This window comes from Bradyrhizobium huanghuaihaiense, from assembly GCF_025200885.1.
Lineage (GTDB): Bacteria > Pseudomonadota > Alphaproteobacteria > Rhizobiales > Xanthobacteraceae > Bradyrhizobium > Bradyrhizobium huanghuaihaiense.
In genome coordinates, this window is record NZ_CP104172.1 from 8,862,760 (window position 1) to 8,887,646 (window position 24,887).

At 64.7% G+C, this 24,887-nt stretch carries 23 protein-coding genes; 12 read left to right on the forward strand and 11 right to left on the reverse strand.

Annotated features, from left to right (window positions below):
* The first annotated feature begins 233 nt into the window (after positions 1 to 233).
* Positions 234 to 929 carry a DUF1013 domain-containing protein gene (locus N2603_RS41290; protein ID WP_026312533.1) on the forward strand — a complete coding sequence of 232 codons (696 nt, stop codon included), beginning with the start codon at positions 234 to 236 and terminating at the stop codon, positions 927 to 929.
* A 106-nt stretch (positions 930 to 1,035) separates the two neighbouring features.
* Here the strand turns inward: N2603_RS41290 and N2603_RS41295 are convergent, their stop codons facing one another.
* Positions 1,036 to 1,296 carry a hypothetical protein gene (locus N2603_RS41295; protein ID WP_260386699.1) on the reverse strand — a complete coding sequence of 87 codons (261 nt, stop codon included), beginning with the start codon at positions 1,294 to 1,296 and terminating at the stop codon, positions 1,036 to 1,038.
* 241 nt (positions 1,297 to 1,537) lie between these two features.
* On the opposite strand from N2603_RS41295, the gene N2603_RS41300 reads away from it, so the two are divergent.
* Complete coding sequence (locus tag N2603_RS41300; RefSeq protein WP_260386700.1) at positions 1,538 to 2,209, forward strand: hypothetical protein; 672 nt, start codon at positions 1,538 to 1,540, stop codon at positions 2,207 to 2,209.
* Between the two features lie 181 nt (positions 2,210 to 2,390).
* On the opposite strand, the gene N2603_RS41305 is transcribed toward N2603_RS41300, so the two are convergent.
* From N2603_RS41305 to N2603_RS41315, 3 genes are all read right to left on the reverse strand, one after another.
* A complete protein-coding gene (locus N2603_RS41305; protein ID WP_260386701.1) occupies positions 2,391 to 4,301 on the reverse strand; it encodes a propionyl-CoA synthetase in 1,911 nt (636 codons plus the stop codon).
* A gap of 366 nt (positions 4,302 to 4,667) precedes the next feature.
* On the reverse strand, positions 4,668 to 6,050 hold the full coding sequence (locus tag N2603_RS41310) for a tetratricopeptide repeat protein (protein WP_260424403.1): 1,383 nt from the start codon (positions 6,048 to 6,050) through the stop codon (positions 4,668 to 4,670).
* A 254-nt stretch (positions 6,051 to 6,304) separates the two neighbouring features.
* Positions 6,305 to 7,069 (reverse strand): hypothetical protein, encoded by a 765-nt coding sequence (locus N2603_RS41315; protein WP_260386702.1) that lies wholly within the window; start codon positions 7,067 to 7,069, stop codon positions 6,305 to 6,307.
* A gap of 81 nt (positions 7,070 to 7,150) precedes the next feature.
* Between N2603_RS41315 and N2603_RS41320 the strand changes: the two genes are divergently transcribed.
* Both N2603_RS41320 and N2603_RS41325 read left to right on the forward strand, forming a co-directional pair.
* Complete coding sequence (locus N2603_RS41320) at positions 7,151 to 8,728, forward strand: cation:proton antiporter (protein WP_260386703.1); 1,578 nt, start codon at positions 7,151 to 7,153, stop codon at positions 8,726 to 8,728.
* Positions 8,729 to 8,926: 198 nt separating this feature from the next.
* Entirely contained in the window at positions 8,927 to 9,697 is a 771-nt protein-coding gene (locus N2603_RS41325; RefSeq protein ID WP_260386704.1) for a hypothetical protein, read from the forward strand.
* Positions 9,698 to 9,841: 144 nt separating this feature from the next.
* On the opposite strand, the gene N2603_RS41330 is transcribed toward N2603_RS41325, so the two are convergent.
* From N2603_RS41330 to N2603_RS41350, 5 genes are all read right to left on the reverse strand, one after another.
* A complete protein-coding gene (locus tag N2603_RS41330; RefSeq protein ID WP_260386705.1) occupies positions 9,842 to 10,648 on the reverse strand; it encodes an SDR family NAD(P)-dependent oxidoreductase in 807 nt (268 codons plus the stop codon).
* 85 nt (positions 10,649 to 10,733) lie between these two features.
* Positions 10,734 to 11,147, reverse strand: coding sequence for a DUF1850 domain-containing protein (locus tag N2603_RS41335; protein WP_260386706.1), 414 nt, complete (start codon positions 11,145 to 11,147; stop codon positions 10,734 to 10,736).
* Positions 11,108 to 13,216, reverse strand: coding sequence for a TRAP transporter permease (locus tag N2603_RS41340; protein WP_260386707.1), 2,109 nt, complete (start codon positions 13,214 to 13,216; stop codon positions 11,108 to 11,110). Before N2603_RS41340 ends, N2603_RS41335 begins: the two co-directional genes overlap by 40 nt.
* 250 nt (positions 13,217 to 13,466) lie before the next feature.
* Positions 13,467 to 14,414, reverse strand: a complete 948-nt coding sequence (locus N2603_RS41345; protein ID WP_260386708.1) for a TAXI family TRAP transporter solute-binding subunit — start codon at positions 14,412 to 14,414, stop codon at positions 13,467 to 13,469.
* Positions 14,415 to 14,734: 320 nt separating this feature from the next.
* The gene (locus N2603_RS41350; protein ID WP_026312531.1) at positions 14,735 to 15,214 is read right to left on the reverse strand and encodes a hypothetical protein; all 480 of its coding nucleotides are present in this window, start codon (positions 15,212 to 15,214) and stop codon (positions 14,735 to 14,737) included.
* A 196-nt stretch (positions 15,215 to 15,410) separates the two neighbouring features.
* On the opposite strand from N2603_RS41350, the gene N2603_RS41355 reads away from it, so the two are divergent.
* A complete protein-coding gene (locus N2603_RS41355; RefSeq protein ID WP_260386709.1) occupies positions 15,411 to 15,713 on the forward strand; it encodes a hypothetical protein in 303 nt (100 codons plus the stop codon).
* Positions 15,714 to 15,876: 163 nt separating this feature from the next.
* Here N2603_RS41355 and N2603_RS41360 read toward each other — a convergent pair whose 3' ends face one another.
* Together N2603_RS41360 and N2603_RS41365 are read right to left on the reverse strand one after the other, a co-directional pair.
* Positions 15,877 to 17,091, reverse strand: coding sequence for a hypothetical protein (locus N2603_RS41360; RefSeq protein WP_260386710.1), 1,215 nt, complete (start codon positions 17,089 to 17,091; stop codon positions 15,877 to 15,879).
* A gap of 56 nt (positions 17,092 to 17,147) precedes the next feature.
* Positions 17,148 to 17,777 (reverse strand): NUDIX hydrolase, encoded by a 630-nt coding sequence (locus N2603_RS41365; RefSeq protein WP_260386711.1) that lies wholly within the window; start codon positions 17,775 to 17,777, stop codon positions 17,148 to 17,150.
* A gap of 67 nt (positions 17,778 to 17,844) precedes the next feature.
* Here N2603_RS41365 and N2603_RS41370 point away from each other — a divergent pair, with 67 nt between their 5' ends.
* The 7 genes from N2603_RS41370 (at position 17,845) to N2603_RS41400 (ending at position 24,842) form a co-directional block, all read left to right on the forward strand.
* Positions 17,845 to 18,270: a PaaI family thioesterase gene (locus N2603_RS41370; protein ID WP_260424404.1), complete on the forward strand. Its 426-nt coding sequence runs from the start codon at positions 17,845 to 17,847 to the stop codon at positions 18,268 to 18,270.
* Positions 18,271 to 18,609: 339 nt separating this feature from the next.
* Positions 18,610 to 19,620: an aldo/keto reductase gene (locus N2603_RS41375; RefSeq protein ID WP_260386712.1), complete on the forward strand. Its 1,011-nt coding sequence runs from the start codon at positions 18,610 to 18,612 to the stop codon at positions 19,618 to 19,620.
* Positions 19,621 to 19,635: 15 nt separating this feature from the next.
* Entirely contained in the window at positions 19,636 to 20,949 is a 1,314-nt protein-coding gene (locus tag N2603_RS41380) for a tetratricopeptide repeat protein (protein ID WP_260386713.1), read from the forward strand.
* 190 nt (positions 20,950 to 21,139) lie between these two features.
* Positions 21,140 to 21,730 carry a hypothetical protein gene (locus tag N2603_RS41385; protein WP_260386714.1) on the forward strand — a complete coding sequence of 197 codons (591 nt, stop codon included), beginning with the start codon at positions 21,140 to 21,142 and terminating at the stop codon, positions 21,728 to 21,730.
* Positions 21,731 to 21,874: 144 nt separating this feature from the next.
* A complete protein-coding gene (locus tag N2603_RS41390) occupies positions 21,875 to 23,731 on the forward strand; it encodes a sensor histidine kinase (RefSeq protein ID WP_260386715.1) in 1,857 nt (618 codons plus the stop codon).
* A gap of 21 nt (positions 23,732 to 23,752) precedes the next feature.
* Positions 23,753 to 24,100 (forward strand): DUF3088 domain-containing protein, encoded by a 348-nt coding sequence (locus N2603_RS41395; protein WP_260386716.1) that lies wholly within the window; start codon positions 23,753 to 23,755, stop codon positions 24,098 to 24,100.
* Between the two features lie 172 nt (positions 24,101 to 24,272).
* A complete protein-coding gene (locus N2603_RS41400; protein WP_260386717.1) occupies positions 24,273 to 24,842 on the forward strand; it encodes a cysteine hydrolase family protein in 570 nt (189 codons plus the stop codon).
* Positions 24,843 to 24,887: the final 45 nt, after the last annotated feature.

The window sequence follows — 24,887 nt, forward strand, 5'->3', positions numbered from 1 at the left end:
TCACCTCGCCAAATGGGCGGGAAGCGGTCGAATGGATGAATAGGGCTTAGGTACGGGCTTACGGGACTGCAGAGGGAATTGGGCCCCCTTTCGGGCGCTGTCAAGGCACTATCTATAGCAGAACCATTGCGTGGCCAGCCCCTCCGGGCTTATATAGCGCGAATTCCCTGTCATCGCTGATGACCACCGGTTTCGCCTCCAGAGGGGTGGGCGAAGCACAAAGGAGATTTGCCATGAGCAACGCACCTCTGATGCCCAAGGCGACCGCCGTCTGGCTGCTCGACAACACCGCGCTGACCTTCGACCAGGTCGCCGATTTCACCAAGATGCATCCCCTCGAGGTGCGCGCCATCGCGGACGGCGACGCCGCCCAGGGCATCAAGGGCATGGACCCCCTCTCCAACGGCCAGCTGACCCGCGAGGAGATCGAGAAGGGCGAGAAGAACCCGGATTACCGGCTCCGCCTGCAGGAGAGCAAGGTGGTGCTGCCGCCGCAGCCCAAGCGCAAGGGCCCGCGCTATACCCCGGTCTCCCGCCGCCATGAGCGCCCGAGCGCGATCCTCTGGCTGCTGCGCAGCCATCCGGAGCTCAAGGACGCCCAGATCATGCGCCTCGTCGGCACCACCAAGAGCACCATCGCCAGCGTCCGCGACCGCACCCACTGGAATACGTCCCAGCTGACCCCGATCGACCCCGTCACCCTCGGCCTCTGCTCGCAGATCGAGCTGGATTTCGAAGTGCAGCGCGCGGCCAAGGAAAAGCCGATCGACGCGGCCTATGGCGGCGCCACCTTGCTGCCGGCCTCCGAGACCACCAAGAAGGACGAGTTCGAGCCGGCCGAGCGATCGAGCGACGACCTCAACGTCGATGCCGTGTTCGCCAAGCTGAAGACGCTCGGCGGCAAGAAGCAGGACGAAGAGGAGGAGTAAGGCTCCGCTCTTAGTTTGCGATTGAGCACAAAGCAAAACGCGGCAGGAAAACCTGCCGCGTTTTTGTTTCGTCAGCAATGCATCCGGGCTACGGACCGAGCTGCGCCTACGGCCGCTGTGGATTGTTCAACATGTACTCGCCGAGATCGCGCTGGCGGCGATCGGCGCGCGCGGTGGCGGCGTTGCGCTGAACGTCGCGATCCTTGCGGCAGGCCACGTATTCCGGCGAACCCTGGGCGTAGCCGCGGCTCTGGCACACCGCGTCGTCATCGTCACCGCCCACCGCCACCGGCGTCTGGTAGCGCGCGGAGCAGGCGGAGAGAGCGAGGCCCACAAACACAATCGCGAGAAACGGCTTCGAATTCATAGCAGGCCCTTCATCCTCATGGTGAGGGTTGAGCGGAAAAATGCGGCCTATTCAAGCCCCCAGGGCGTCATGCCCCGCGAAGGCGGACACCCACTACTCCGCGGCTTTCAGTTCCCCGGTACGCTCACCCCAACCAATCCAGCGTTGCTGAGCGCCGCGCACCATTCACCATCAGTAGTTGCAACGCCTTGGAGTAACTGCCAAGATGCGGCTTTAAAAACGTCTTTATTCCGAGATCCCAATGAATAGTTTGCTTGACCTAGTCAGACTAGGCGCGATCGGAGCGAGCCTCGCATTTTTGCTGCTCTCGTTTCAATTGCTAAAGAACGAACAGGCTCTCAAGACCAAGGATGGCAATCCTGCAGAGCCGCGCCCTCTGTTCCTGGCTGCCATAGGCAACTTCCGCCGCGCAGCGCTCACCTTCCTCGTCGTCGGCGCCTTCTTGGAATTTTTCCTTTCGCAGGGGCCCATCGTGCTGGCTGCCTTTAGCCAATCGATATTGAAGAACGACTTAACGCGGGTTCGATTTACAGACTGGGAATTCGAGCCTGAGCACAAGAAGATCGCCTTCGGATTCGAAGAGAACCATCTCGACAGCTCGCTCTATGTGGCTCCGGCGATCAAAAACAAGTACGCTGTTTATATCGGCGTCAGAAAGAAGGATGCAATTGCTGCCGGACAAGGCCAGTACGATCTCATGCTTGGCCCTTACGCGATTTCCAACCAAAGCAATCTGGAGAAGCAATTGACCGATGCGGAGCTTGCCGCGCTCGGACAGGGTTGTATTCAGTTCACAGCGTTCGGAATCCTGAAGTCGGAATCTGGAACGGTCGAAATTCAGAAACCGTTCACGCCGGCGGCTATGCCAAGCCAAGTCACGTTGTTCAACTCGGCCACGGCCTGTCTCCAATAGTCGATCAGGAGATTTACGATGATACCAAGATCAATTTTCTCCAAACTGGGCGCGCTGATTTGCTTCGCGGTAGCCCTGACCGTGGCAACCGAAACCACCGCTGGCACGAAGTGTCAGTCTCGGGTCGGATCGTCATCAGTTCAAGGCTGCGGGCAGGATCCATAACGCCCAGCGAGCAACCTCACACCCTCCCCTTCAGCGCCTCGCCGATCTCGTCCAGCACCTTGGGATCTTCGATCGTCGCCGGCATGGTCCACGCCTCGCCGTCGGCGATCTTCTTGATGGTGCCGCGCAGGATCTTGCCGGAGCGCGTCTTGGGCAGGCGGCCCACGGTGATGGCGAGCTTGAAGGCGGCGACCGGACCGAGCCGGTCGCGCACCAGCGCAACGATCTCCTTCTCGATCTCGGCGGGGGCGCGCTTCACGCCGGCCTTGAGCACCAGGAAGCCGCAGGGCACCTCGCCCTTGATCGCGTCCTTGACGCCGAGCACGGCGCATTCGGCGACGTCGGGATGCGAGGCCAGGATCTCCTCCATGCCGCCGGTCGAGAGGCGATGGCCGGCGACATTGATGATGTCGTCGGTGCGGCCCATGACGAAGACGTAGCCGTCCTCGTCCTTGTAGCCGGCGTCGGAGGTCTTGTAGTAGCCGGGGAATTCGCTGAGGTAAGCTTCCTCGAAACGAGCGTCCTGATTCCACAGCGTCGGCAGGCAGCCCGGCGGCATCGGCAGCTTGATGACGATCGAGCCCATGGTGTTGGGGCCAACCGGCTTGGCCGCTTCATCGACGACATCGACCTGATAGCCCGGCATCGGCACCGTCGGCGAGCCGTGCTTCACCGGCAGCATGCCGAGGCCGACCGGATTGCCGGCGATGCACCAGCCGGTCTCGGTCTGCCACCAATGGTCGATGACGGGCACCTTCAGCTGCTGCTCCGCCCATTCCACCGTCGGCGGATCGGCGCGCTCGCCGGCGAGGAACAGCGTGCGGAATTTCGACAGGTCATATTGCCGGATGAACTTCCCGTCCGGATCCTCTTTCCGGATCGCCCGGAACGCGGTCGGCGCGGTGAACAAGGCGACCGCCTTGTGCTCGCTGATGACGCGCCAGAACGCGCCGGCATCGGGTGTGCCGACCGGCTTGCCCTCGTACATGATCGATGTCGCGCCATGCAGCAGCGGACCATAGACGATGTAGCTGTGGCCGACCACCCAGCCGATGTCGGAACCGCACCACCAGACCTCGCCCGGCTTGACGCCATAGAGGTTGAACATCGACCATTTCACCGCAACCAGATGGCCGCCATTGTCGCGCACGACGCCCTTGGGAATGCCCGTCGTGCCCGAGGTGTAGAGGATGTAGAGCGGATCGGTGGCGGCAACCGGCACGCAAGGCGCCTTCTTGCCGTCGTTGATCGCCTTGCGGCGCAGACTTGCCCAATCATAGTCGCGGCCGGGCGTGAGATCACAGGTGAGCTGCGGACGCTGCAGCACGATACAGGCCTTCGGCTTGCTGCCGGCAAGCTTGATCGCCTCGTCGAGCAGCGGCTTGTACTGCACGATCCGGCCGGGCTCGATGCCGCAGCTCGCCGAGAGAATGAGCTTCGGCTGCGCATCGTCGATGCGGGTGGCGAGTTCCTTTGCGGCAAAGCCGCCGAACACCACCGAGTGCACCGCACCGATGCGTGCGCAGGCAAGCATCGCGACCACCGCCTCCGTCACCATCGGCATGTAGAGGATGACGCGGTCGCCCTTGGTGACACCGAAATCCTGCATGATGGCGCCAAGCGCCTGCACCTCGCCGAGGAGCTCGGCATAGGTCAATTTGGTAATCGAGCCCGTCAGCGGCGAATCATGGATCAGCGCGACCTGGTCGGCGCGGCCGCGTTCGACATGGCGGTCGAGCGCGTTGTAGCAGGTGTTGACCACGCCGCCGATGAACCAGCGGCCATAGGGTCCTTGCGAGGGGTCGAAGATCTTTTTGGGCGGCTCGATCCAGTCGATCTCCTTGGCCGCCTCGGCCCAGAAGCCCTCGGGGTCGGCCAGCGAGCGCGCATGGACCTCGTGATAGAGACTCTTCCCCTGGACATTCATTCCCGCGCTCCCGTTCCCTTTATGGCCTGGCCCTGACCCTTGTGGCAGGACAGGCGTCCCGCCATGACCAGGATCAATTGCCGGCCTTGCTTGAGGGCTATTTTCCCGGGAACGAGCCGCGGTTCAAGCCGAAAAGGATGGGCTTTGGGAAGAGGTGTGGAGCTTGCGCGGCATCGGCAGTCGGCTCCCTCTCCCGCTTGCGGGGGAGGGTCGGGGTGGGGGTGCCTCCGCGTTGGGATTGTGAGGACTCATGAAGGTCCCCAAGAGGGAGAGAGCCCTCACCCGCCGCGCTCTCCGAGCGCGTCGACCTCTCCCGCAAGCGGGAGAGGTACGGAGCCAGCCGCAAGGCTTCGGCTCCTTCGCCTCTCAGCTCTCCATTGCGTTCAGCTTCTGCAATCGCTCCTGCATGATCTTTTTCAGATCGTAGTCGGGGCGACGGAAGCTCGCATCGCGCGTGACGAGGAAATCGCGCTGGGACTTGCGCAGGCCATCCGCCGAGCGCTTGCTCGCCGCTTTCAGCACGCGCTCATAGGCCTCGGCGATCTGGCGGTCGAGCACGCCGAGCTGCGGATCGGCGCAGATCACCTTCTCGACCTCGCGCTTGGCGGAGGCACAGTCGAACGACGGATCGCTGGCGGCGGCGTTCAGCACACGGGACGGCTCGCCGCCGAATTTTGCGATCTCGGCGATCATCGCGCGGCGGCCGTTGAGCGCGTTCTCATTGGCGGGATCGAGCCGCAACGTCGCCTCGTAGTCGGCCAGCGCCTTCTTGCGCTCGCCCATCTTCTTGTAGAGCACGGCGCGATTGTTGTAGGTCTTGGCAAAATTCGGATCGAGCTTCAGCGCGTCATTGTAGTCCGACAGCGCAGCACCGAGTTCGCCCTTGAACTGGTAGGAGTCGCCGCGGTTGGTCAGGAAGTTCACCCGCTGCTCGAGACGGATCGCCTGATCGTAATCGGCGATCGCCTTGTCGTACTCCTTCATCGCGGCATAGGTGAGGCCGCGGTTGTCGAAATACTCCGGCACCTTTGGATCGAGCCGGATCGCCTCGCTGTCGTCTGCGATCGCCTTGTCGAGCTCGCCGAGCTTCTTGTAGGCGGCGCCGCGGTTGGTGTAACTGCGCGCCCGGTTCGGATCGAGCCGTAGCGCCTCGCTGAGGTCAGCGACAGCCTTGTCGTAGTCGCCGCGCAGATAGAAGGTCGCGCCGCGGTCGGACCAGGCCTGGGCGGAATCCGCCTTCAGCTTGATGGCCTGGTCGTAGTCTGCAATGGCGCGGTCGAAGCGATGCTGGTTGGTGTAGACGACGCCGCGCAGCTCGAAAGCTTCCGCATCCTGCGGATCGATCTCGATCGCCTTGGTCAGATCCGCCGCGGCCCGATTGAGGTCGCCGCCGGCCTCGCGCAAGAGGTTGCCGCGCACGCGCCAGGCCTTTGCGTTCTTGCCGTCGAGGGCGATGGCGCGGTCCAGATCGCGCAGCGCCTGCGACTGGCCTCCGGAGGTTCGCGCATTGGCTTCGGCGCGAGCGACGAGCGCCATGGAGCGTTCAGACGCCGGATTCGCCGTCTGGTCGATGATGGCGCCGCACGCGGAGATCAGTTCCGCGGGAGCAGCCTTGCTGCCCGGCACGCAATCCGTGCCGGCAGAAGCCGGACCGATGAGGGTCAGGCCCATAGCCGCGCCGAGGAAGAGGGCGCGGAGCGAGATTTTGGCAAACGAGGACATTTGCGCGGAACGGGACATGCCGCACATGGCTTTGGACTCCAGGACAAGGGCTTTCCCCATTGTCGCCGCCATCCGGCATCAGGTTCAAAACGGCGGGCTCTCCTCCCCGCCGCGGGCGGGAACGCATGACAGTGGGAGACTGCCGGATGAGCTCGGCTTGCATGGTTCGCCCGGCGATGCGCAGCATCGTCCGGAGTGCCCGCTTTGGCGAGCTCCTCACCATGAGGGTCTAATATCTCGCCCCAAAACGCGGCCGCAGGCGGGAAAGGACAAGCGCGGCATCAATATCCGTCCACGCCGTTGATCTGTTGCAAGCGCTCCTGCATCGCCTTTTTCAGGTCGTACCCCGGCCGCCCGAATTCGGCGTTGCGGCGGGCGACGAAGGCGTCCTGCTCGCGCTGGATCTTGCGCGCCTCCGCCGGGCTCTGAGCCTCGCGGACAGCGCGCAGATGCGACCCATAGATCTCGCGGTCGAGATCGGCGAGCTCGCGATTGCCGCAGATCGCCTTCTCGACAGCCCTGGCCGCGCGGGCGCAGTTGAAGCTGGGCTTGCCGGCGACCGCCATCTGCGCGCCGATGCGCTCGAGCTCGCGCGCCATCGCCTTGTGATTGGCCTTGGCCTTCTCGTGGTTTGGATCGATCTTGAGCGCGGCACCGAAATCCTGCACTGCCTTGGGCTTGTCGTCCTTCTTCAGCCAGAGCTCGCCACGGGCGTTGAAGATATCGGCGAGCGTGGGATCGAGCAAAAGAGCGCGGCTGTCGTCGGCGATTGCGCGATCGATCTGGTCGTGCCGCGCATACAGCGCACCCCGCGCGATCAATGCCTTGACCAGGTCCGCCTTCGCCGTCTTCTCGTTGTCGATCACGGCCGCGCACGCGGAATTCGCCTTGTCGATGTCGTCGGCCGCGGTGGCCGCGAGGCACGGTGCGATATCAACCTGCGTGACGGCCGCCGGCTCGCCGCCGGTCGCAGCATGGACCGCGCCGATCGGAAGCGCCGAGAGCGCTGCGGCAGCTGACCATTGGATGAGTTTTTGAAAACGCATGCTTGTCGCAGTCGGAAGGTCTTGCTTCACTCTTGCCTTGGGGCCGCATTATCCATCATACGGCCGGATTGGTGCTAGCTTGTGGCACCGCCCAAATCGGTTTCGGGGACTATCGTGTCGACATTCGAATGGATCATCGCATTGCTGCTCGGCGCCGTTGCCTTATCGGCGCTGGCGCGGCGGATCAAGGTCCCCTATCCGACCTTTCTCGCCATCGGCGGCGCCCTGATCGCCTTCGTGCCGTCGAGCCCAACCTGGACGTTGGAGCCGGACCTGGCCTTGGCGCTTTTTGTCGCACCGGTGCTGCTCGATGCCGCCTTCGACACCTCGCTGCGGGATCTGCGCAACAACTGGGTTCCGGTCTCGACTCTGGTCGTGGCCGCGGTCGGCCTGACCACGGCCGGCGTCGCCTTCGTCGCGCACCGGTTGATGCCTGATATGCCCTGGGCCGCTGCGGTTGCACTCGGCGCCATCGTGGCGCCGCCGGATGCCGCCGCCGCGGTCGCGATCCTGAGCCAGGTGAAGCTGCCCCACCGCATGGTGAAGGTGCTGGAGGGCGAGAGCCTGCTCAACGATGCGAGCGCGCTCCTGATCTACCGCATCGCCGTCGGCGCGGTCGCCACCGAGCATCTGACCTGGAGCCAGGTCGCGCCGACCATGGCGCTGGCGCTGGTCGGCAGCGTCATCGCCGGCCTTGCCGCAGCACGCATCATCGCGCCCATGATGGAGCGCGTGACGGAAGCCCCGAGCGCGATCATCGTCCAGTTCGCCACCACCTTCATGATCTGGATCGGTGCCGAGCATCTCGGCCTGTCCGGCATCCTCACCATCGTGATCTACGCCATCGCCCTCGCGCGCACCGCGCCGGCGCGCATGCCGGCACGGCTGCGGGTGCCGTCCTATGCGGTGTGGGAGACGACGGTGTTCGTGCTCAACGTGCTCGCCTTCATGCTGATCGGTATGCAGATGCGGCCGATCTGGACGCGGCTCGATGCCGACGTGCGCTGGGAATATTGTGTGGCTGCGGCCTGGATCCTGCTCACGGTGGTCCTGGTGCGCCTGTTCTGGGTGACGTTCTACCGCACGACGCTGCGCGTGCTGATCGCGCATAACCTCTACCATCCCAAGGATCCAAAACAGGTCGCCTCGCCGAAAGGCGGCCTCATCATCTCCTGGTGCGGCATGCGCGGCCTGGTCACGCTCGCCACCGCCTTTGCGCTGCCGGAGAATTTTCCCTATCGCGACTTCATCGTCTTCATCGCCTTTGCGGTGGTGCTGGGATCGCTCATCATCCAGGGCCTGACGCTGCGGCCGCTGATCCTAGCCTTCGACCTCAAGGACGACGATCCCGTCGGCATCGAGGTCGCGCGCGGTCGCGCCGTCGCCTATCGCGCAGCGCTCGATGCGATCGAGAGCGATCCGTCGGAAGAGGCGGAAATCCTGCGGCTCGAATATCGCGCCATCCTGATGCAGACCGAGACCGATCCGAATGCCGGCATCGCGAGCGGCGAATTGCCCGCCGATCCCCTGCGCCGCCGCGCCATCGAGGCCGCGCGCAAATCCATCTTCGACCTGCGCACCACCGAGGTGATCGGCGACGACGCGTTTCACCGGCTCGAGGAAGAGCTCGATCGCGCGGAATTGAGCGCGGGGGGCTGATGATCTCGCGGTAGCTACAAACTCCGTCGTCGTCCCGGCGCAGGCCGGGACCCATACCGCGAGATACATCCGCAATGGACGGTGCTGATCCCGAACTCCGAGTCTTCGCCAAACACGATCCTGTGGTTATGGGTCCCGGCCTGCGCCGGGACGACGATGGGGATTGAACCAAACGCCGCCCCTCCAGACTCATCCTTGATGACAACCCTGATCGACGACCGTCGTGTACGCGCGCGTGATGCGTCGCCTGCACGAAATTTTTATTTCCACATGGCCCTGGCCTGCGCGGCGACGGCCTTTCTCGGTTTCGCGCCGACCTACTGGGTGCCGCTCGTCCACCGGACGTTCTCCGCAAACCCCGTGATTCATTTTCACGGACTGTTGTTCTTCACCTGGTCGCTCTATTTCGTGCTCCAGACCTGGCTCGCGGCCTCGGGCCGCGTGGTCAATCACCGCTCGCTCGGCATTGTCGGCGTGTCGCTCGCGACCGCGATGACGATCTTCGGCTTCCTCGCCTCGGTGACGTCAATGAAGCACGCGGCCGCACTCGGACAGACCGACGCGGGCATCTCGTTCTCGATCGTGCCGATGAGCGGGATTGCGTTCTTCGCAATTGTCTTCGTGCTCGCCATCATGAACACGCGCAAGCCCGAGATTCACAAGCGCCTGATGCTGCTCGCCGCGGTCTCGATCCTCGACGCCGCGATCGCCCGCTGGTTCCTGACCTTCCTCGCGCCTCCGGGACCGCCCGGTCCGCCCCCGGTGCCCGTGACGATCGCGCCGGCGGTCGTTGCCTCGCTGCTACTCGTCGTCGCCATGGTGCGCGACTGGCGCGCCGAGGGCCGGGTGCATCCGGTCTACATTTACGGCACGCTCGCGCTGCTGGCGGTGAAGGTGCTGAATTGGCCGGTCAGCGAGACGGCCGCGTGGCATGCATTTGCCGGCGGGATCCTGGCGCTGGCGCAGTGATGATGTCGTCCCGGCGAAAGCCGGGACCCATACTCCCGATGTCCGTTGCTGAAGAAGGCTGGAGCCACCAGCCTTCGCCAAATCACTTCCTGTGGTTATGGGTCCCGGCCTTCGCCGGGACGACAGCGGAGTAGGAGGCGGCGCTTACGCCCCCGCCTTGCATGTAATCCCGCCGTCCACCACCAGCTCGATTCCCGTCACATATTTCGACTCGTCCGACGCCAGGAACAGCGCGGCATTGGCGACATCCCATGCCTCGCCCATGTGCCCCATCGGCACCTGCGCATCACGGGCGCGCCACATCGCTTCGACATCGCCCTTGGCGTAGCTGTTCGCAAGTCCGGCGGAATGCTCGACCATCGGCGTCTTCATCAGGCCGGGCAGGATTGCATTCACGCGCACATGGTTCTTCGCGAACTCGATCGCGGTGGAGCGGGTGAGCTGGTTCATCGCCGCTTTGCTGGCGTTGTAGCTGACATAGGAAATCCCGACATGGCGGATCGAGGCGATCGAGGAGATGTTGATGATCGAGCCGCCGCCCTGCTTCACCATCACGGGGATGACGTGCTTCATGGCGAAATAGGCGCTCTTGAGGTTGACGCTGAAGACACGGTCCCAGCTTTCCTCGGTGACCTCGACCACGCTGCCCATCTCGGCGATGCCGACATTGTTGTCGAGCACGTCGATGCGGCCACAGGCCTTCAGGCACGCTGCGACCATCGCCTCGATCTCGGCGGGACGCGAGACGTCGGCCGTGAACGCGGTCGCCTTGCCGCCCTCACCCGTGATGATCTTGGCGGTCTCCTCGGCCGCGGCACCGTTGCGGTCGACGCAAAACACCTGCGCGCCCTCGCGCGCAAAGGTCACCGCGGTCGCCTTGCCGTTGCCCCAGCCCGGTCCGATCGAGCCGGCGCCCACCACCATCGCAACCTTGCCCTTGAGCCGATCCATCGCGTGTCTCCCGTGTTCTTGTAGCCCGGATGAGCGAAGCGATATCCGGGGGGACCGTTCCCGGATATCGCGTCGCTCATCCGGGCTACAGATCCTTGCAAATCTTCATCGTCGTGACGTTAGCACCAATGGGATGGCCGACAATCTCCGACAACGTCCGGCACGTGCCCTCGTGGCATAGCCGCCATTCCCCCGCCGCGCCGGAATTTCCCAGCACCACCTCCGGCATCGGCGCATGCTGCGGCCGCCATTGAAACCAGCCATTGACGAGGCGCGCCTCGGGCGGCGGCTCCATGCCGGGCCCGGTGCCCTTGACGCGGGCCTGCACCAGTTCGAGGCCGGCCGGCGTCACCCGCCAGTCCTCCTGCCACTCGACCTTCGCGATTGAATGCGTCCATGCGAGCGTGAAGGCGGACAGCGCCAGCGCCTTCGTAGCCCCGGCTGTTGCGAAGCAGAGGATCACACGGCCTCGACCGGCGCCGGCGGACGCTGTCGCCATTGCCACAGCACGAGCGCGGCGGAGAGCACGAAGCCGGCGGTGTCGCTGAACGCGAAGTCGCCGAGCAGGCAGAACGCGGCGCCGAGCGCAACCAGGCGTTCGACGATCGTCAGCTTCGTGAACAGGAAGCCGATCGCGACCATGCCGAACAGGCCGATCGCCACCAGTGCCTTGACGGTTGCGAGCGCCACCGCGCCGTAGAAGCCGAGTTTTGCCGCCATGGGATCGCCGGCCTGCAGCATCAACGCCGGCGAATAGACGAAGATGAAGGGGATGACGTAGCCGGCGAGCGCGATGCGCATCGCCTCCCACCCGATCTTGTCGGGATTCTCCTTGGCGATCGGCGCCGCCGCGAGCGCAGCCAGCGCCACCGGCGGCGAGAGGTCGGCCATGATGCCGTAGTAGAACGCAAACATGTGGCTTGCGATCAGCGGCACGCCGAGCTTCGCCAGCGCCGGCGCGGCAAGCGCAGCGGTGATGATGTAGGTCGGGATGGTCGGAATGCCGGTGCCGAGCAGAATCGATAGCAGCATGGTCATGATCAGCGCCAGGAACAGGCTCTTCTCGCCGAGCCCGATCACCCAGCCGCCGAAGATGGTGCCGACGCCGGTCTGCGACATCATGCCGATGATGACGCCGACGATGGCGCAGGCCATGCCGACCGTGATGGCGGATTTTGCGCTCTCGGCGAGCGCATCGCGGCACTCGCGCAAGGCCTTGAACCCGCCGCGCACGAACGCCGTGATGACGATCAGCCCGACGACGACGCTTGCGACCGGCACGATCTGGAGGCCGTCGCGCGACAGCGCCGCGACGACCAGCGCGAGCCCGACCCAGAAGATGGTGCGGATCACCATCGAGGAGGCGCCCGTCGTGATGGCGGTGCCGAGGATCAGCGTCACCGTGAGCGCGAGGCCCATGCTGCCGGCATAGAGCGGCGTAAAGCCTTCGAACAGCATGTAGACGAGGGCCGCGAGCGGCAGCACGAGATACCAGCGCGTCACCAGCGCCCTCCAGGCGCTCGGGATCTCCGAGCGCTTCATGCCGACGAGACCATGCTTGCCGGCTTCGAGGTGCACCATCCAGAACGCGGACGCGAAGTAGAGGATCGCGGGAATCGCGGCCGCCTTCACGATCTCCGAATATTGGACGCCGAGCGTCTCCGCCATGATGAAGGCGACTGCGCCCATCACCGGCGGCATGATCTGGCCGCCCATCGATGCCGTGGCTTCGACGCCCGCCGCGAAGGCGCGGCGATAGCCGAACTTGATCATCAGGGGGATCGTGAACTGGCCGACGGTGACGACGTTGGCGACACCCGAGCCGGAGATCGTGCCCATCATGCCCGAGGCGAACACGGCGACCTTCGCCGGGCCGCCGCGGGTCCTGCCGAACAGGCCGAGCGAGACGTCGGTGAAGAGTTGGATCATCCCGGCGCGCTCCAGGAACGAGCCGAACAGGATGAACAGGAAGATGTAGGTCGCCGAGACGTAGATCGGCACGCCGTAGAAACCTTCGGTGCCGAACGACAGATGCGTGACGATCTGGTCGAAATCATAGCCGCGATGATTGAGCGGCGACGGCAGGTACTGGCCGAAGAACCAGTAGAGCAGGCAGGCGCCGCACATCAGCGGCAGCGCCGCGCCCATCAGGCGCCGCGTGCCCTCGAAGATCAGCACGGCGAGCAGCGTGCCCACCGCGAGGTCGAGCTTCGTCGGATCACCGTCGCGCGCGATCAGGTCGGCATAGAAGATCCACTGGTAGAGGCCACAAAAGAATCCGGCGCCGCCGATCACCCAGCCGAGCGCACGGCCGAAATTGCTCTTCGCGGTGAAGTTGGCGATCAGACCGAAGGTGAGCAGGACGAGGAAGCCGACATGGACGCCGCGCACCACCTGGCTCGGCAGATAGTTGAAGGCGGCGACATAGAGCTGGAACGTGGCAAAAGCGATGCCGATCCAGTAGGCGAGCTGGCCCCACCAGCCCGGACCAAAACCCTCCGGAAAACCGTGCTCGAAATTGTCGAACTCGACCTTGATGGGCTCTTGAGTGCCCTCAGCCTGCAACATCGATATGTCCCCGCGCCCTGATGGGGCGTTCCTACAGCATTCGCGCTGCACCCTGAATACGTCATGCCCGGGCATAGCCGTCCAAAGGACGGCGTCGCTTCCGCTCGCCTATGCCCCGGGCATCCACTCTCGCTCCGTCATTCCGGGGCGATGCGACGGGACCGCGTAGCGGCCCGGAGCATCGAACCCGGAATCTCGAGATTCCGGGTCTGGTCCTTCGGACCATCCCGGAATGACGACGGAGGGAGAATTACTTGATCAGCCCTTTTTCCTTGTAATAGCGGATCGCGCCGGGGTGCAGCGGAACCGGGCTGCCGGTGGCGGCCGTCTCGAGCTTGATCTCCTTGCCCGCCGCATGCGCATTCTGCAATTCCGGCAGCGACTCGTAGACCAGCTTTGTCATTTGATAGGCGAGGTCGTCGGAGACGGCGGAGCTGGTCACGAGATAGTTGACCACGGCCGCGGTCGGCACGTCCTTGTCCTGGCCGGTATAGGTGTTGGCGGGAATGGTCGCCGAGATGAAGGGCGGGCCGATCTTGTCCACGGTCTCCTTCGGCACCGACACCACAATGATCGGGCTCGAGGTCGAGAGATCCTTCAGCGAGGCGACGCCGAGGCCGGCCGATTGCAGCGTCGCACCCAGCTGGCGGTTCTTCATGAGATCGACGGATTCGGCGAACGGCAGATATTCGACCTTGCCGAGATCCTTGTAGCTCATCCCTGCGGCGGCCAGGATCGCGCGGGAATTCAGCTCCGTGCCCGACTTCGGCGCGCCGACCGACAGGCTCTTGCCCTTGAGGTCGGCCAGCGTCTTGATGCCGCTCTCGGCGGTCGCGACGATCTGGATGTAGTTCGGATAGATCGCGCCAATGGTCCGGAGCTTGTCGAGCTTGCTCTTGAAGCCCGCCTCCTCCTCGCCGTCCCAGGCCGCTTTCAGCGAGTCACCCAGCGTGAACGCCAGCTCGCCGCGGCCCTGCTGCAGCAGGATCAAATTCTCGACCGACGCCTTGGTGGCCTGCACCTGCGTCTTCACGTTCGGAATCTTGTCGCCGTAGATCTTCCCGATCGCGACCCCGAGCGGATAGTAGACCCCGGAGGTGCCGCCGGTCAGCACGTTGATGAAGGATTGCGCATGCGCGCAAGGTGCCGACGCCGCCAGAGCAAGAGCCGCGGCCACGCCGAAGAACGTCCGTTTCATGATTTTTGTACTCCCCAAACCGGCGGCGAAATTGGCCGGACAGGGGATGCGGGTCAACCCATCCAAAAGGCAAAACAGGACTGCGGTAAACGGCCGTTCCCGCAGGGCTTTTGGGGAACCGGCGGGTGCGGCGAGGTGGCGCAGGAGAGATGATGAGCAGATGCTCATGCCGCAGGCTCGGTGCAACCTCTCCCGCTTGCGGGAGAGGTCGGCGCGTAGCGCCGGGTGAGGGTTCTCACCTCTAGGGGGTCTCCCGTTGCGGCAACACCCTCTCCCCAACCCTCCCCCGCAAGCGGGGGAGGGAGCGCACCGTCAAACGGTCACTGGAACGTCATGTCCAGGCACTTGGAGATGTCGGAGCCAAGGCCGGAGGAGATGATGATGCAGCCGCGCACCTTCTGCGTGGTGACGTCGGCGGCCCAGACCGAGTAACCGCCGGGACCGAAGAACGAATTGGTGTTCGGCGGCTCGGTCTCGGTGGCGTCGAAATCATACTTGCCGTCGGTTTCGAAGATGCGCGGCTTCTTGGTGCAGCCGCCGTCGGTCTGGACGTTGATGACCTCCTTGTTATCCCGCGTCAGCGCCAGGGAGACCTGGCAGCGGAAATATTCCGAGGTCTTGGTGTTGAAGAGGTAGGTGTAGGACTTGCAGGTCGCCGTGTTCAGCTTGCCCGGGGCAAGGCCGCGGCTGCAGGAAATCCGCTGGTTGTGGCTGAGCTGGTAATCATCGGCCCGGGCGGCGGGCGCCAGCGCCGTGAGCAGCAGCGCGGCAGCCGAGCAGGCTTTAATGACATGGTTCATTCGAATCATCCCCACCAATATTTTTGTCGAATTGCGTTCTAGACGGAAAGCGGAACATAGTCGCGAGGGGACGAAGGGAAAATCACAAACTGCTGGGCCAGACGTGAATGCACCACGGCGCTTTCGCGAATTGACCGGAAAAGACCGTTCGTGATTTGTTCAAGCCGGGCACCCCGAGGATGGGGAGGATGGAAACATGGCATTTTCAACGAAGACATTTGCAATCGCAGCCGCGCTCGCGGCATTCGCAGCACCCGCATTGGCGCAAGCCCCGGCGACGCCCTGGGAGCTCAAGCCCGACACGGGCTACGCCTATGACAAGGAGGGCAAGACCTTTTCCTACAAGATGGGCACCAGCAATGCCGGCGAGCTCTTGAAGGGCGCCAAGAAGGTGCCGAAGGGCACGCTGTTCTTCATCGGCCACAACGGCCAGCTCTACATGCGCAGCGGCCCGTATCTGGAAGGCGACGGCAAGTTCAAGTTCGGGCCGGATCAGTAGGGGCAGGCCGCCCGTCACATACTCGCTGTCGTCCCGGCGAAGGCCGGGACCCATACCGCGTGATCTGTCGGATTGCGGGAGGTAGGAGTACCGGACAGCAAGTCTTCGCCAAACAGCGCCCTGTGGTTATGGGTCCCGGCCTTCGCCGGGAGGACACCGAGCCCTAAAACGCCGCCGCCAATTCCCTCGCGCCGGCGTTGTTGCTGTTCGAGTCCATCCGCGTGTCCGTCACCGCGAGCAGCTTCGCCACCGTGTTGTGGCGGATTGCGACCGGGTTGCGCTCGTAGCCGCCGCGCTGGAAGAAGTTCGAGGTCGGCACCTGCTCGCGCATCGCCTGCGGCATGGTCACCATGTCGAGGCCGGTGCCGTCCCCGGTGAGGTTCATCATCTCGAGCTCGGCCGCGGTGAGCGGACGGCTGTAACCCTTGGCGCGCGCGAACAGCACCGAGGTGAGCAGCTTGTGGGTCTGCAGCATCGGTCCGATGTCGACGTCGAGCACCATCGCATGCATGGCCCAGCCCTGTGCGGTGTTGCCGATCTTTTCGTGCTCCGACCAGGTGTCGGGCACCGACTTCGCATGCGCCACCATCTTCTTGAGCACGGCGAGCTTGTGCTCGACCGCCTGGCGCGCAGGCCCCGAGGTCCGCGCCACCTTGTCGGAGAGCGCACGGATGAATTCGTGACCCTGCTCGGCGAGCAGCTCGACGCTGTTGGTGGTGAGCAGCTGGTTATAGCCCATCGCCGTCGAGATCGCGCGCTTGCCGCCATGCTCGATGCCCGCCTGCACGTCGTAGCTGCCGGTGCCGCCGGTCTCGAACGAATAGACCCGCACCGCCTGCTCGCGCGTCAGCCCCGAGGCGAGCGCGTAGCGCGCATAGGCGCGCTTGAACTCGACCTCGCTGGACGCCCGCTGCGGCGTGAACTGGTAGAGCTCCTGCGCCGCGCGCAGCAGGTCGGCGACGACGGGAATCGGCTTCTTGGTCGGTCGTTCCGGCGTTTCCTCGGGCTCCGGATTCACCGGCCGTTTCGGCCCGGTATAGAGCGGCGGATGCTCCAGCACGTAATCGTCGAGCGTCACTTGTTGCCCGCTGCGCCGCTTGGCGTTGCGGCCTTTCCGCTTCTCGGAGATCTGGCTCCAATAGGCGCCGGCTTCCTCGTCGAAGGCGGCGCGCGCCGCCTGATATTCCTGCAGCTTGCGGCGATATTCGAGCACGGCGGGCGAGGCGCCGCCTTGCGCGAAGAACTGCGACAGCAGCTGGGCGTTGGCATTGGCGACGGAAGGCGGCAGCGTGTCGGCCTCGCCGCCACGCGCGGCGGGCGCGAGCAGAACGAGCGTGAGTGGAACCGCAACCAGGCTTTTTCGAATCGATTGATGCATGCTGCCCTCTTAGCAGGCATCCGGTAACCGTCACGTTAACGTGCCGTTTACCATCGTCACTTCCAGGCGAACACCGGCTGTTCCAGCTCGGCCACGCGGGTCTGCCGCCCCGCCAGCACCTCGCGGAACTGGTAGATCAGCGCCGCAGTCGGCGCGTGGATCAGGCTCATTTGATGATGGAAGCGGATCACGCGGCGCGCGCTCTCGGGGATCGCGACGAAGTCGAAGGCCTCTTCGCGCTCGATCGTGGCAAGCGCGATGCGATGAACCGAAGCGACCTCTTCGGGGTTCGGCCGGATCGCAGCGCTGCCCGCGGTCCAGATCACGACCGGGGTGATCAGATAACCGGAGCGGGTCGGATAGTCGTCCAGCGTGCCGAGCACATCAGCGCCGGTGAGGCGAAGGCCGAGCTCCTCGTCGAGTTCGCGCAACGCCGCCTCGACCGGCGTCTCGCCGGCATCGCAACGCCCGCCCGGCAGCGCCCATTGGCCGCGATGGGCGCGCAAATGCGATGCGCGCAGCGTCAGCAGGAACGCGGTGTCGTCGCCCTCGCCCGCTGCGGTCAGCGCGACCGCCACCGCGGCGCGCTTCAGCGCCGGCGCAGTGTCATGCTCCGGCAGACGCGTGAAGGCCGCGCAGGCAGCCGCGATATTCCGCCGTGTGGCATCGTCGAACGGTCTCATCATGCTTGACTACACCACGTCCGGCCCCGATGAAATGAGATCGAAGGCCCGCACAGGAATGGACGACGAGATGACCAACAAGGCCGCCGCAAGGCTCAAATCAGAGGGCTGGAGCATCCTCGATACCACCGGCTTCATGCACTTGATCGGCCCGTTGTGGGAGCGCAAGGTCGACGGCCACTACGAATTCGCACTCGCCACCGAAGACAAGCACCATAACCGCCGCGGCATGGTTCAGGGCGGCGTGATGATGACCTTCGCCGACCGCACCTGCGGCATGACCGCCCGCTACACCTCCGGCAAGGAATTCATGGCGACTGTGCAGCTCGACACCCATTTCGTCGAGGCCGGCCAGATCGGCGACATCCTGATCTCCCGCCCGCGCGTGGTGCGCTCGACCCGCAGCCTGATCTTCATGAGCACCGAGGTGACGGTGGACGACCGCTGCATCGTGATGGCGAATGGCGTGTTCAAGATCTTGAAGGGGCCGGAGTAGGCCGCCGTTGTCAGGCGGCCTACTCCGCGCGCCACAAACTCCGCCGTCGTCCCTGCGAACGCAGGGACCCATAACCACAGGGAGTGGAGTGGCGCGAAATAGGCAACTCCGAGTCTTCGCAAAACTCTTGCTGCGGCGTATGGGTCCCGGATCTGCGCTCCGCTTCGCTGCGCTTGTCCGGGACGACGAGAGGAGGTGCCTCCCTCTCCCCGTCATTGCGAGCGCAGCGAAGCAATCCAGGAATCTCTCCGCGGACGCATCTCTGGATTGCTTCGCTGCGCTCGCAATGACGGAACCGGGCGGCTATGCTGGCGCGACAAGAAGCATCGAGGATAGCCCATGGACTACCGCCAGCTCGGCCGCTCCGGCCTGAAAGTCTCGCCGATTTGTCTCGGCACCATGATGTTCGGCGGGCCGACCGATGAAGCTGCCTCGAAGCGGATCATCGACAAGGCGCACGGTGCAGGCATCAATTTCATCGACACCGCAGACGCCTATTCGAAGGGCGCATCCGAAGAGGTCGTGGGACGCGCCATCGCCGGCAACCGCAATGCCTGGGTGCTCGCCACAAAGCTCGCCAATCCTATGGGCGATGATCCCAACCGTGGCGGCCTGTCGCGGCGCTGGGTGTTGCAGGCCGCGGACGAAAGCCTGATGCGCCTCGGCACCAATCACATCGACATCTACTATCTGCACAAGGAAGACCATGCGACGCCGCTGGAAGAGACGGTGCGCGCGATCGGCGACCTGATCCGATCAGGCAAGGTGCGCTATTTCGGCGTCTCCAACTACCGCGCCTGGCGCGTCGCCGAGATCTGCAACATCTGCGACCGGCTCGGCATCGACCGGCCCGCGGTGAGCCAGCCCTATTACAACGCGATGAACCGCATGCCCGAGGTCGAGCATTTTCCGGCCTGCGCCTATTACGGCCTCGGTATCGTGCCCTACAGCCCGCTGGCGCGCGGCGTGCTCACCGGCAAGTACAAGCCGGATGCCGCCCCGGACAAGGAGACGCGCGCGGGCCGCAACGACACCCGCATGATGCAGACCGAGTGGCGACCGGAATCGCTCCAGCTTGCGCAGGAGATCAAGACTCACGCCGAGAAGAAAGGCACTACCGCCGGCCAGTTCGCGGTCGCCTGGGTGCTGAACTCGGCGTTCGTGACCTCCATCATCGCCGGTCCCCGCACCGAGCAGCAGTGGGACGACTATGTCCGCGCACTCGACTATCGGTTCACGGCGGAGGACGAGGCGCTGATCGACCGACTGGTCGTGCCGGGCCATCCCTCGACGCCGGGCTACAACGATCCGGCCTATCCGATCGAGGGCCGCCGCGCGCGGACGAGCTAACAGCGGGAGACGATGATGCCGCTTGAAGATCGCTACGGTCTTCCGCTGTCTACCTCCTCGGTCGAGGCGGCATCCGCCTATCGCGAGGGCATCGACCTCATGCTCTCCGGCTGGACCGGTACGGCCGAGACGCTGGAGCGGGCGATTGCGGCTGATCCGGGCTTCGCGCTTGCTCACATTGCCCGCGGCCGCGTGCACGCCTTCTACCAGCAGGGCGATCTCGCGCGGCAGAAGGCGGCGCTGGCGCGCGAGTTCGTTGCCAGGCGCGGCACGGAGCGCGAGCGCTCGCATGTCGAGACACTGGCGCTGGCGATCGAGGGGCGGCTGCCCGAAGCGATCGCGACGATGTTGAAGCACGTCGACGCCTGGCCGCGCGATGCCGTGGTGCTGTCGCTGCCGCTCGGCGCCTTCGGCCTGTTCGCGTTCTCGGGCATGGCCGATCACGATCGCGCGCGGCATCAGCTGTGCGAGCGGGTCGCACGGCACTATGGCGAGGACTGGTGGTTTCTCACCATGTCCGGCTGGGCGATGACGGAGAATGGCGATGTCGCGCGCGGCCGCGCCGTCACCGAGCGTGGCTTCAACCTCCGCCGCACCAACGCTCACGCCGCGCATGCGGTGCTGCATGCGATGTTCGAGGACGGCTCGATCGAGGAAGCTGATCGTCTCGTCGACGACTGGATCCCCTCTTACGACCGCGCCGGCATCCTGCACGGCCATATCCTGTGGCACCAGGCGCTCGGCGCGCTCGAGCATGGCGACGCAGCACGCGCGCTCAAGATCTATGCCGACGTGCTCCAGCCTTCCGCCACGCAGGCGCCGCCGCTCAACGTCGTCACTGACGGCGCCTCGCTGCTCTGGCGCCTGTCCGCCTACGGCCACGCCGTGCCCAGAGCGTTGTGGCTGGAAGCCGACACGGCCGCGCAAAAACTATTTCCAAAATCGAGCCTGCCGTTCGCCGACGTCCACATGGCGCTGTTCGCTGCGGCAACGCAAAACAATGAGGCGCTGGCGGCGCGGCTTGCCGTCATCGAGCAACGCCTCGCCGAGGGCAAGCTGCCCGCCGGTCCCGTGGTCCCCGCGATCTGCCGCGCGCTGGCCGCCTTTGCCGACGAGGACTATCCGGCCTGCGTGCAAATGCTCGCGCCCGTCCTCAGCGAGGTCGTCCGCATCGGCGGCAGCCACGCCCAGCGCGAGCTGATCGAGGATACCTTCATCGTCGCGCTGATGCGCAGCGGCGACGTCCCTCGCGCGCGCACCCTGCTCGACACCCGCCTGCACCGCCGCCCCTCCCTGCGCGATACGCGCTGGCAGGCGACGATGAGTTAGGTCTGCCACGAAAAAAACACCGGCCTGACGGCAAGTGCCCGGCGGGATGGTGGGGCGATTTGGACGAATCGCCAGGGATGGTGCGGTGGTATTCCAGACGGACTCGGCAGCGCGAACGGGATCGCAACCAATTTGCGGTTCGATGGTTATGAAGCGGACCTCCAGCGTCCCCTGGCATACGAGCCTGACGATGCGCCTCTGCCGACCGGTCCTCGCAGCAACCCTCGTCGCCTCCCTTGCAGCTTCGGCAAGCCCTTGTTTCGCCAAAGATTCCAAGCCCATTCCAGTCAACAACCCACCGGCGCAGCAGAACGCCCTGATCGACCTGCTGGCGCTGATGTCCGGCCAGTGCAAGACGCTGAAGGTCGCGGGCCGCACCTTCGCCTGCACGACGGTCGCCTACGCCCATGGCGACACGGGCCGGGTCAATTTCGCGGTCGCCGTCGACGACCCCAGCGACGAAAACCACGTCGTGTCGTTCTCCGGCGAGAACGGCAAGCGCGCTGACGATAATTCCTACGAGCTGCCGATCGACCGCATGCTGCTCAACTCCAAGGACCGGCCCAAGGTCGACGGACTGCCGGTACCTGCCGAACAGGCCTCCACCGGCATTTGCCGCCAGACCGGTAACTTCGCTGCCAGGAAGGTGAACGACGTGACCTGCTCGGCGACCGACAGCGAAGGCCGCCGATATGAACTGCTGTTCGTCTCCGACGGTACGCCGGTGAGTGTGCGCCGCATCCGGCAATCGTCGCCGTCGATCCAGGACCCGTTCAAGTAGCGGCACTTCGTCCCGCCCTGCCCGGCAGCGAAGCGGGCGTGCATCCTTCCATTTGAAACTCCGGACCAGGCGGGTATGCTCGCGCGCGCGTCCTCATCGAGGAGGCCCGATTGCAACTGGAGCCGGGGGGCCGAGAGTCCAGCAATGCGTATGATCACCGGGCTCGTGCGCATCCTGATCGTCTGCCTGCTCGCAAGCCTGTCGCGTGAATGCATCGCAGCCGACGGCCCACGGCAGCGTTCGATCCTGGTGCTGGAAGAAGCCGACTTTCGCTCGCCCTTCTATTCCGAGATCTTTGCCGGTATCCGCGCCGCCGCGAAGCAGAACGGCAGGGGTCACACGGTGATCTACGGCGAAAGCCTCGATCTCGCCCGCTTCCCGGGACCGGGCTACGAAGAGAGTCTGGTCGGTCATCTCAAGACCAAATATGCGCAGCGGCCGATCGACGTCATCGTTTCGATCGGCGTGACATCGGCGAAATTCCTTCAAGCGCGCAAGCAGGACATCTGGCCCGCCGCGCCCGTCGTTTACGGCTTCGTGCCCGATCTGCCCGAGACGCGCGCGCTATTCCTGCCCAACACGACAGCCGTCTTCGCAAGGGTGAGACCGGCACAGCTCTTGACCGCAGCGCGCGCCATCGTTCCCGACCTGACCCATGTCGTCCTCGTGGGCGAGGCCTGGAAGAATCCACTAACCTACGGGCATTGGAAACAGGACTTCGCGGCCGAGATGCCCGATCTCGAAGTCACCGATCTGTCCGGCGCGGTGCTGCGTGAGGTCCGCAGCCACGTCGCCTCCCTGCCCGCACGCTCTGCGATCCTGACCTCGGCGATGTATTCCGACGGCGAAGGCACCTATTATTCCCCCGCCTCGGCGCTCGCACGCGTCGCCGAGAGCGCGAACCGCCCGATCATCATCACATCAGATACGTTCCTCGGGCGCTCGGGCGTGGGCGGCTTCCTGCTGCTGCCCGAGATCATCGGACGGGAAGCCGGCGAGGTGGCGATGCGGATGCTCGACGGCGAAGCGCCGTCGAGCATCGTTCCGTTCAGCGGCAACAACGTGAAGCCGATCTTCGACTGGCGGCAGTTGAAGCGCTGGAATGTGGACGAGGTCAATCTGCCCCCCGGCAGCGAGGTACGTTTCCGCGAACCGAGCTTCTGGGCGCAGTATTACTGGCACTCCATCATCATCGCGGGCGTGGTGCTGGTGCAGGCGCTGATGATCACCATTCTGCTGCGCGAGCGACGCTTGCGCTTCGTGGCCGAGGTCGAGGCGCGCCAGCGCATGTCGGAGCTCGCCCACATGAACCGTCGCGCCACCGCGGGAGAGATGTCCGTCTCGCTCGCACACGAGCTGAACCAGCCGCTCGCCGCCATTATGATCAATGCCGAGACGGCCCAGCAGATATTACGGAAGTCGGCGCCGGACCTCGGCGAAGTCAGGGACATATTGGACCACATCCGCCGTGACGATCAGCGGGCCGCCGAAGTCATCGGCCGGCTGCGCTCGTTTCTGAAACGAGACCCGACCGAACGGCGCGAGCTTGACCTCAATGCCACCGTCGGCGAGGTGTTTCGATTCCTCTCCGTGCAGGCCCTGACCCACGATGTCGAGCTCCTGTCACAGCCGTCGCCCGCGGACATCCGCGTGAAAGGCGACAAGGTGCAGCTCCAGCAGGCCATCCTGAACATCGTCATGAACGGCATGGAGGCTGTGGCCCATCTCCCGGACGAGCGGCGCCGCGTGGTCGGACGAACCAGTCTCACTGAGGGCAACTTGGCCCTTGTCTCCATTGCCGACGCAGGTCACGGCATCCTCGCGGAGAAAGTGAGCGAGATCTTCAAGCCGTTCTTCACGACCAAGGCGCAAGGCATGGGCATAGGCCTCTCGATCGCGCATACCATCGTCGAGGCGCATGGCGGCCGCATCTGGGCTGAAAATGCCCCGTCAGGGGGCGCCGTCTTTCACGTCAGCCTGCCGCTGGCAGCGCCGCAGTAGCGATCAACCTCGGAGCGACCCATGACGCGCGACCGCCTGTTCCTGCTGCGCCCCGGCTTCGAGGACCCGGCCTATCCGGGCCAACGCTTCTATTGCTGGCATTGCGCACTGATGGAGGGCGTGCTCGCCTCGTTTCCGGCACTGGCCGAAAAGCTCGACGTCGAGCGCATCGCCTGGCCACGGCCGCGGCAGGCCGTAATCGAATTGGTCGGCGAACAGAACCAGTCGCTGCCGCTGCTCGTGCTCGCCGATGGCGCGACATCGCGGCACCAGACCGGCAGCCATCAGGGCCGCGCTTTCATCGCCGACAAGGACGCGATCCTCGCCGCGCTCTCAGAGCGGCACGGCTTTCCCGATCCGCATCCGTAGGAAGTGGTCCCGTAGCCCGCATGAGCGCAGCGACATGCGGGAGCAGTCGTCCCGGATATCGCTTCGCTCATCCGGGCTACAGGACACGTCGCGAAACGAGGGAAGATTGGCATTGCGTCCTGTCGATCGCTGCGCATAGTCGGCGCAACAAGCCAACCGAGCCCGCCCCACCATGCCCACGCCCCTCCCCGCTCTCATCGTCGTCGACGTCCAGCGCGCGTTCGACGAATGGGAGGCGGCCGGCAAACGGCGCAACAATCCTGAAGCCGTGGCGCGCATCGCCGAACTGCTCGCAGCGTTCAGGACGAACCGCGCGCCGATCTTCCACATCCGCCACGAGGGCACGAAGCCGAATTCGTCGTTTCTGCCGTCGCGCTCCGGCTATGCCGTCAAGGACGAGGCGCGCGAGCAGAACGGCGAGCCCGTCATCGTCAAGCGTGTCAACAGCGCCTTCATCGGCACGGATCTCGAAACGCGCCTGCGCGAGGCTGGCATCACCACACTCGTCATCTGCGGCGCCACCACCAATCATTGCGTCGAGACGACGACGCGGATGGCCGGCAATCTCGGCTTCGATGCGCATCTGGTGCGCGATGCGACCTGGACGTTCGAGCGGATCGGACCCGATGGTGACGCGCATTCCGCCGAGGAGATCCACGCGATGACGCTGTCGAATCTCAACGGCGAATTCGCGCGCATCGTCACGACGGACGAGGTCGTCGCATCATTCGCGGCGAAGTGATGGCAACAATGCGATCAACGCAGACGATGCGACAATAAATCTCAC

Excerpts from the sequence above, each read along its gene's own strand:
- N2603_RS41290 (WP_026312533.1), top strand. The coding sequence starts at position 234 with ATGAGCAACGCACCTCTGATGCCCAAGGCGACCGCCGTCTGGCTGCTC.
- N2603_RS41295 (WP_260386699.1), bottom strand. The coding sequence starts at position 1,296 with ATGAATTCGAAGCCGTTTCTCGCGATTGTGTTTGTGGGCCTCGCTCTC.
- N2603_RS41300 (WP_260386700.1), top strand. The coding sequence starts at position 1,538 with ATGAATAGTTTGCTTGACCTAGTCAGACTAGGCGCGATCGGAGCGAGC.
- N2603_RS41305 (WP_260386701.1), bottom strand. The coding sequence starts at position 4,301 with ATGAATGTCCAGGGGAAGAGTCTCTATCACGAGGTCCATGCGCGCTCG.
- N2603_RS41310 (WP_260424403.1), bottom strand. The coding sequence starts at position 6,050 with ATGTGCGGCATGTCCCGTTCCGCGCAAATGTCCTCGTTTGCCAAAATC.
- N2603_RS41315 (WP_260386702.1), bottom strand. The coding sequence starts at position 7,069 with ATGCGTTTTCAAAAACTCATCCAATGGTCAGCTGCCGCAGCGCTCTCG.
- N2603_RS41325 (WP_260386704.1), top strand. The coding sequence starts at position 8,927 with ATGACAACCCTGATCGACGACCGTCGTGTACGCGCGCGTGATGCGTCG.
- N2603_RS41330 (WP_260386705.1), bottom strand. The coding sequence starts at position 10,648 with ATGGATCGGCTCAAGGGCAAGGTTGCGATGGTGGTGGGCGCCGGCTCG.
- N2603_RS41335 (WP_260386706.1), bottom strand. The coding sequence starts at position 11,147 with ATGGCGACAGCGTCCGCCGGCGCCGGTCGAGGCCGTGTGATCCTCTGC.
- N2603_RS41340 (WP_260386707.1), bottom strand. The coding sequence starts at position 13,216 with ATGTTGCAGGCTGAGGGCACTCAAGAGCCCATCAAGGTCGAGTTCGAC.
- N2603_RS41345 (WP_260386708.1), bottom strand. The coding sequence starts at position 14,414 with ATGAAACGGACGTTCTTCGGCGTGGCCGCGGCTCTTGCTCTGGCGGCG.
- N2603_RS41350 (WP_026312531.1), bottom strand. The coding sequence starts at position 15,214 with ATGAACCATGTCATTAAAGCCTGCTCGGCTGCCGCGCTGCTGCTCACG.
- N2603_RS41355 (WP_260386709.1), top strand. The coding sequence starts at position 15,411 with ATGGCATTTTCAACGAAGACATTTGCAATCGCAGCCGCGCTCGCGGCA.
- N2603_RS41360 (WP_260386710.1), bottom strand. The coding sequence starts at position 17,091 with ATGCATCAATCGATTCGAAAAAGCCTGGTTGCGGTTCCACTCACGCTC.
- N2603_RS41365 (WP_260386711.1), bottom strand. The coding sequence starts at position 17,777 with ATGATGAGACCGTTCGACGATGCCACACGGCGGAATATCGCGGCTGCC.
- N2603_RS41370 (WP_260424404.1), top strand. The coding sequence starts at position 17,845 with ATGACCAACAAGGCCGCCGCAAGGCTCAAATCAGAGGGCTGGAGCATC.
- N2603_RS41375 (WP_260386712.1), top strand. The coding sequence starts at position 18,610 with ATGGACTACCGCCAGCTCGGCCGCTCCGGCCTGAAAGTCTCGCCGATT.
- N2603_RS41380 (WP_260386713.1), top strand. The coding sequence starts at position 19,636 with ATGCCGCTTGAAGATCGCTACGGTCTTCCGCTGTCTACCTCCTCGGTC.
- N2603_RS41385 (WP_260386714.1), top strand. The coding sequence starts at position 21,140 with ATGCGCCTCTGCCGACCGGTCCTCGCAGCAACCCTCGTCGCCTCCCTT.
- N2603_RS41390 (WP_260386715.1), top strand. The coding sequence starts at position 21,875 with ATGCGTATGATCACCGGGCTCGTGCGCATCCTGATCGTCTGCCTGCTC.
- N2603_RS41395 (WP_260386716.1), top strand. The coding sequence starts at position 23,753 with ATGACGCGCGACCGCCTGTTCCTGCTGCGCCCCGGCTTCGAGGACCCG.
- N2603_RS41400 (WP_260386717.1), top strand. The coding sequence starts at position 24,273 with ATGCCCACGCCCCTCCCCGCTCTCATCGTCGTCGACGTCCAGCGCGCG.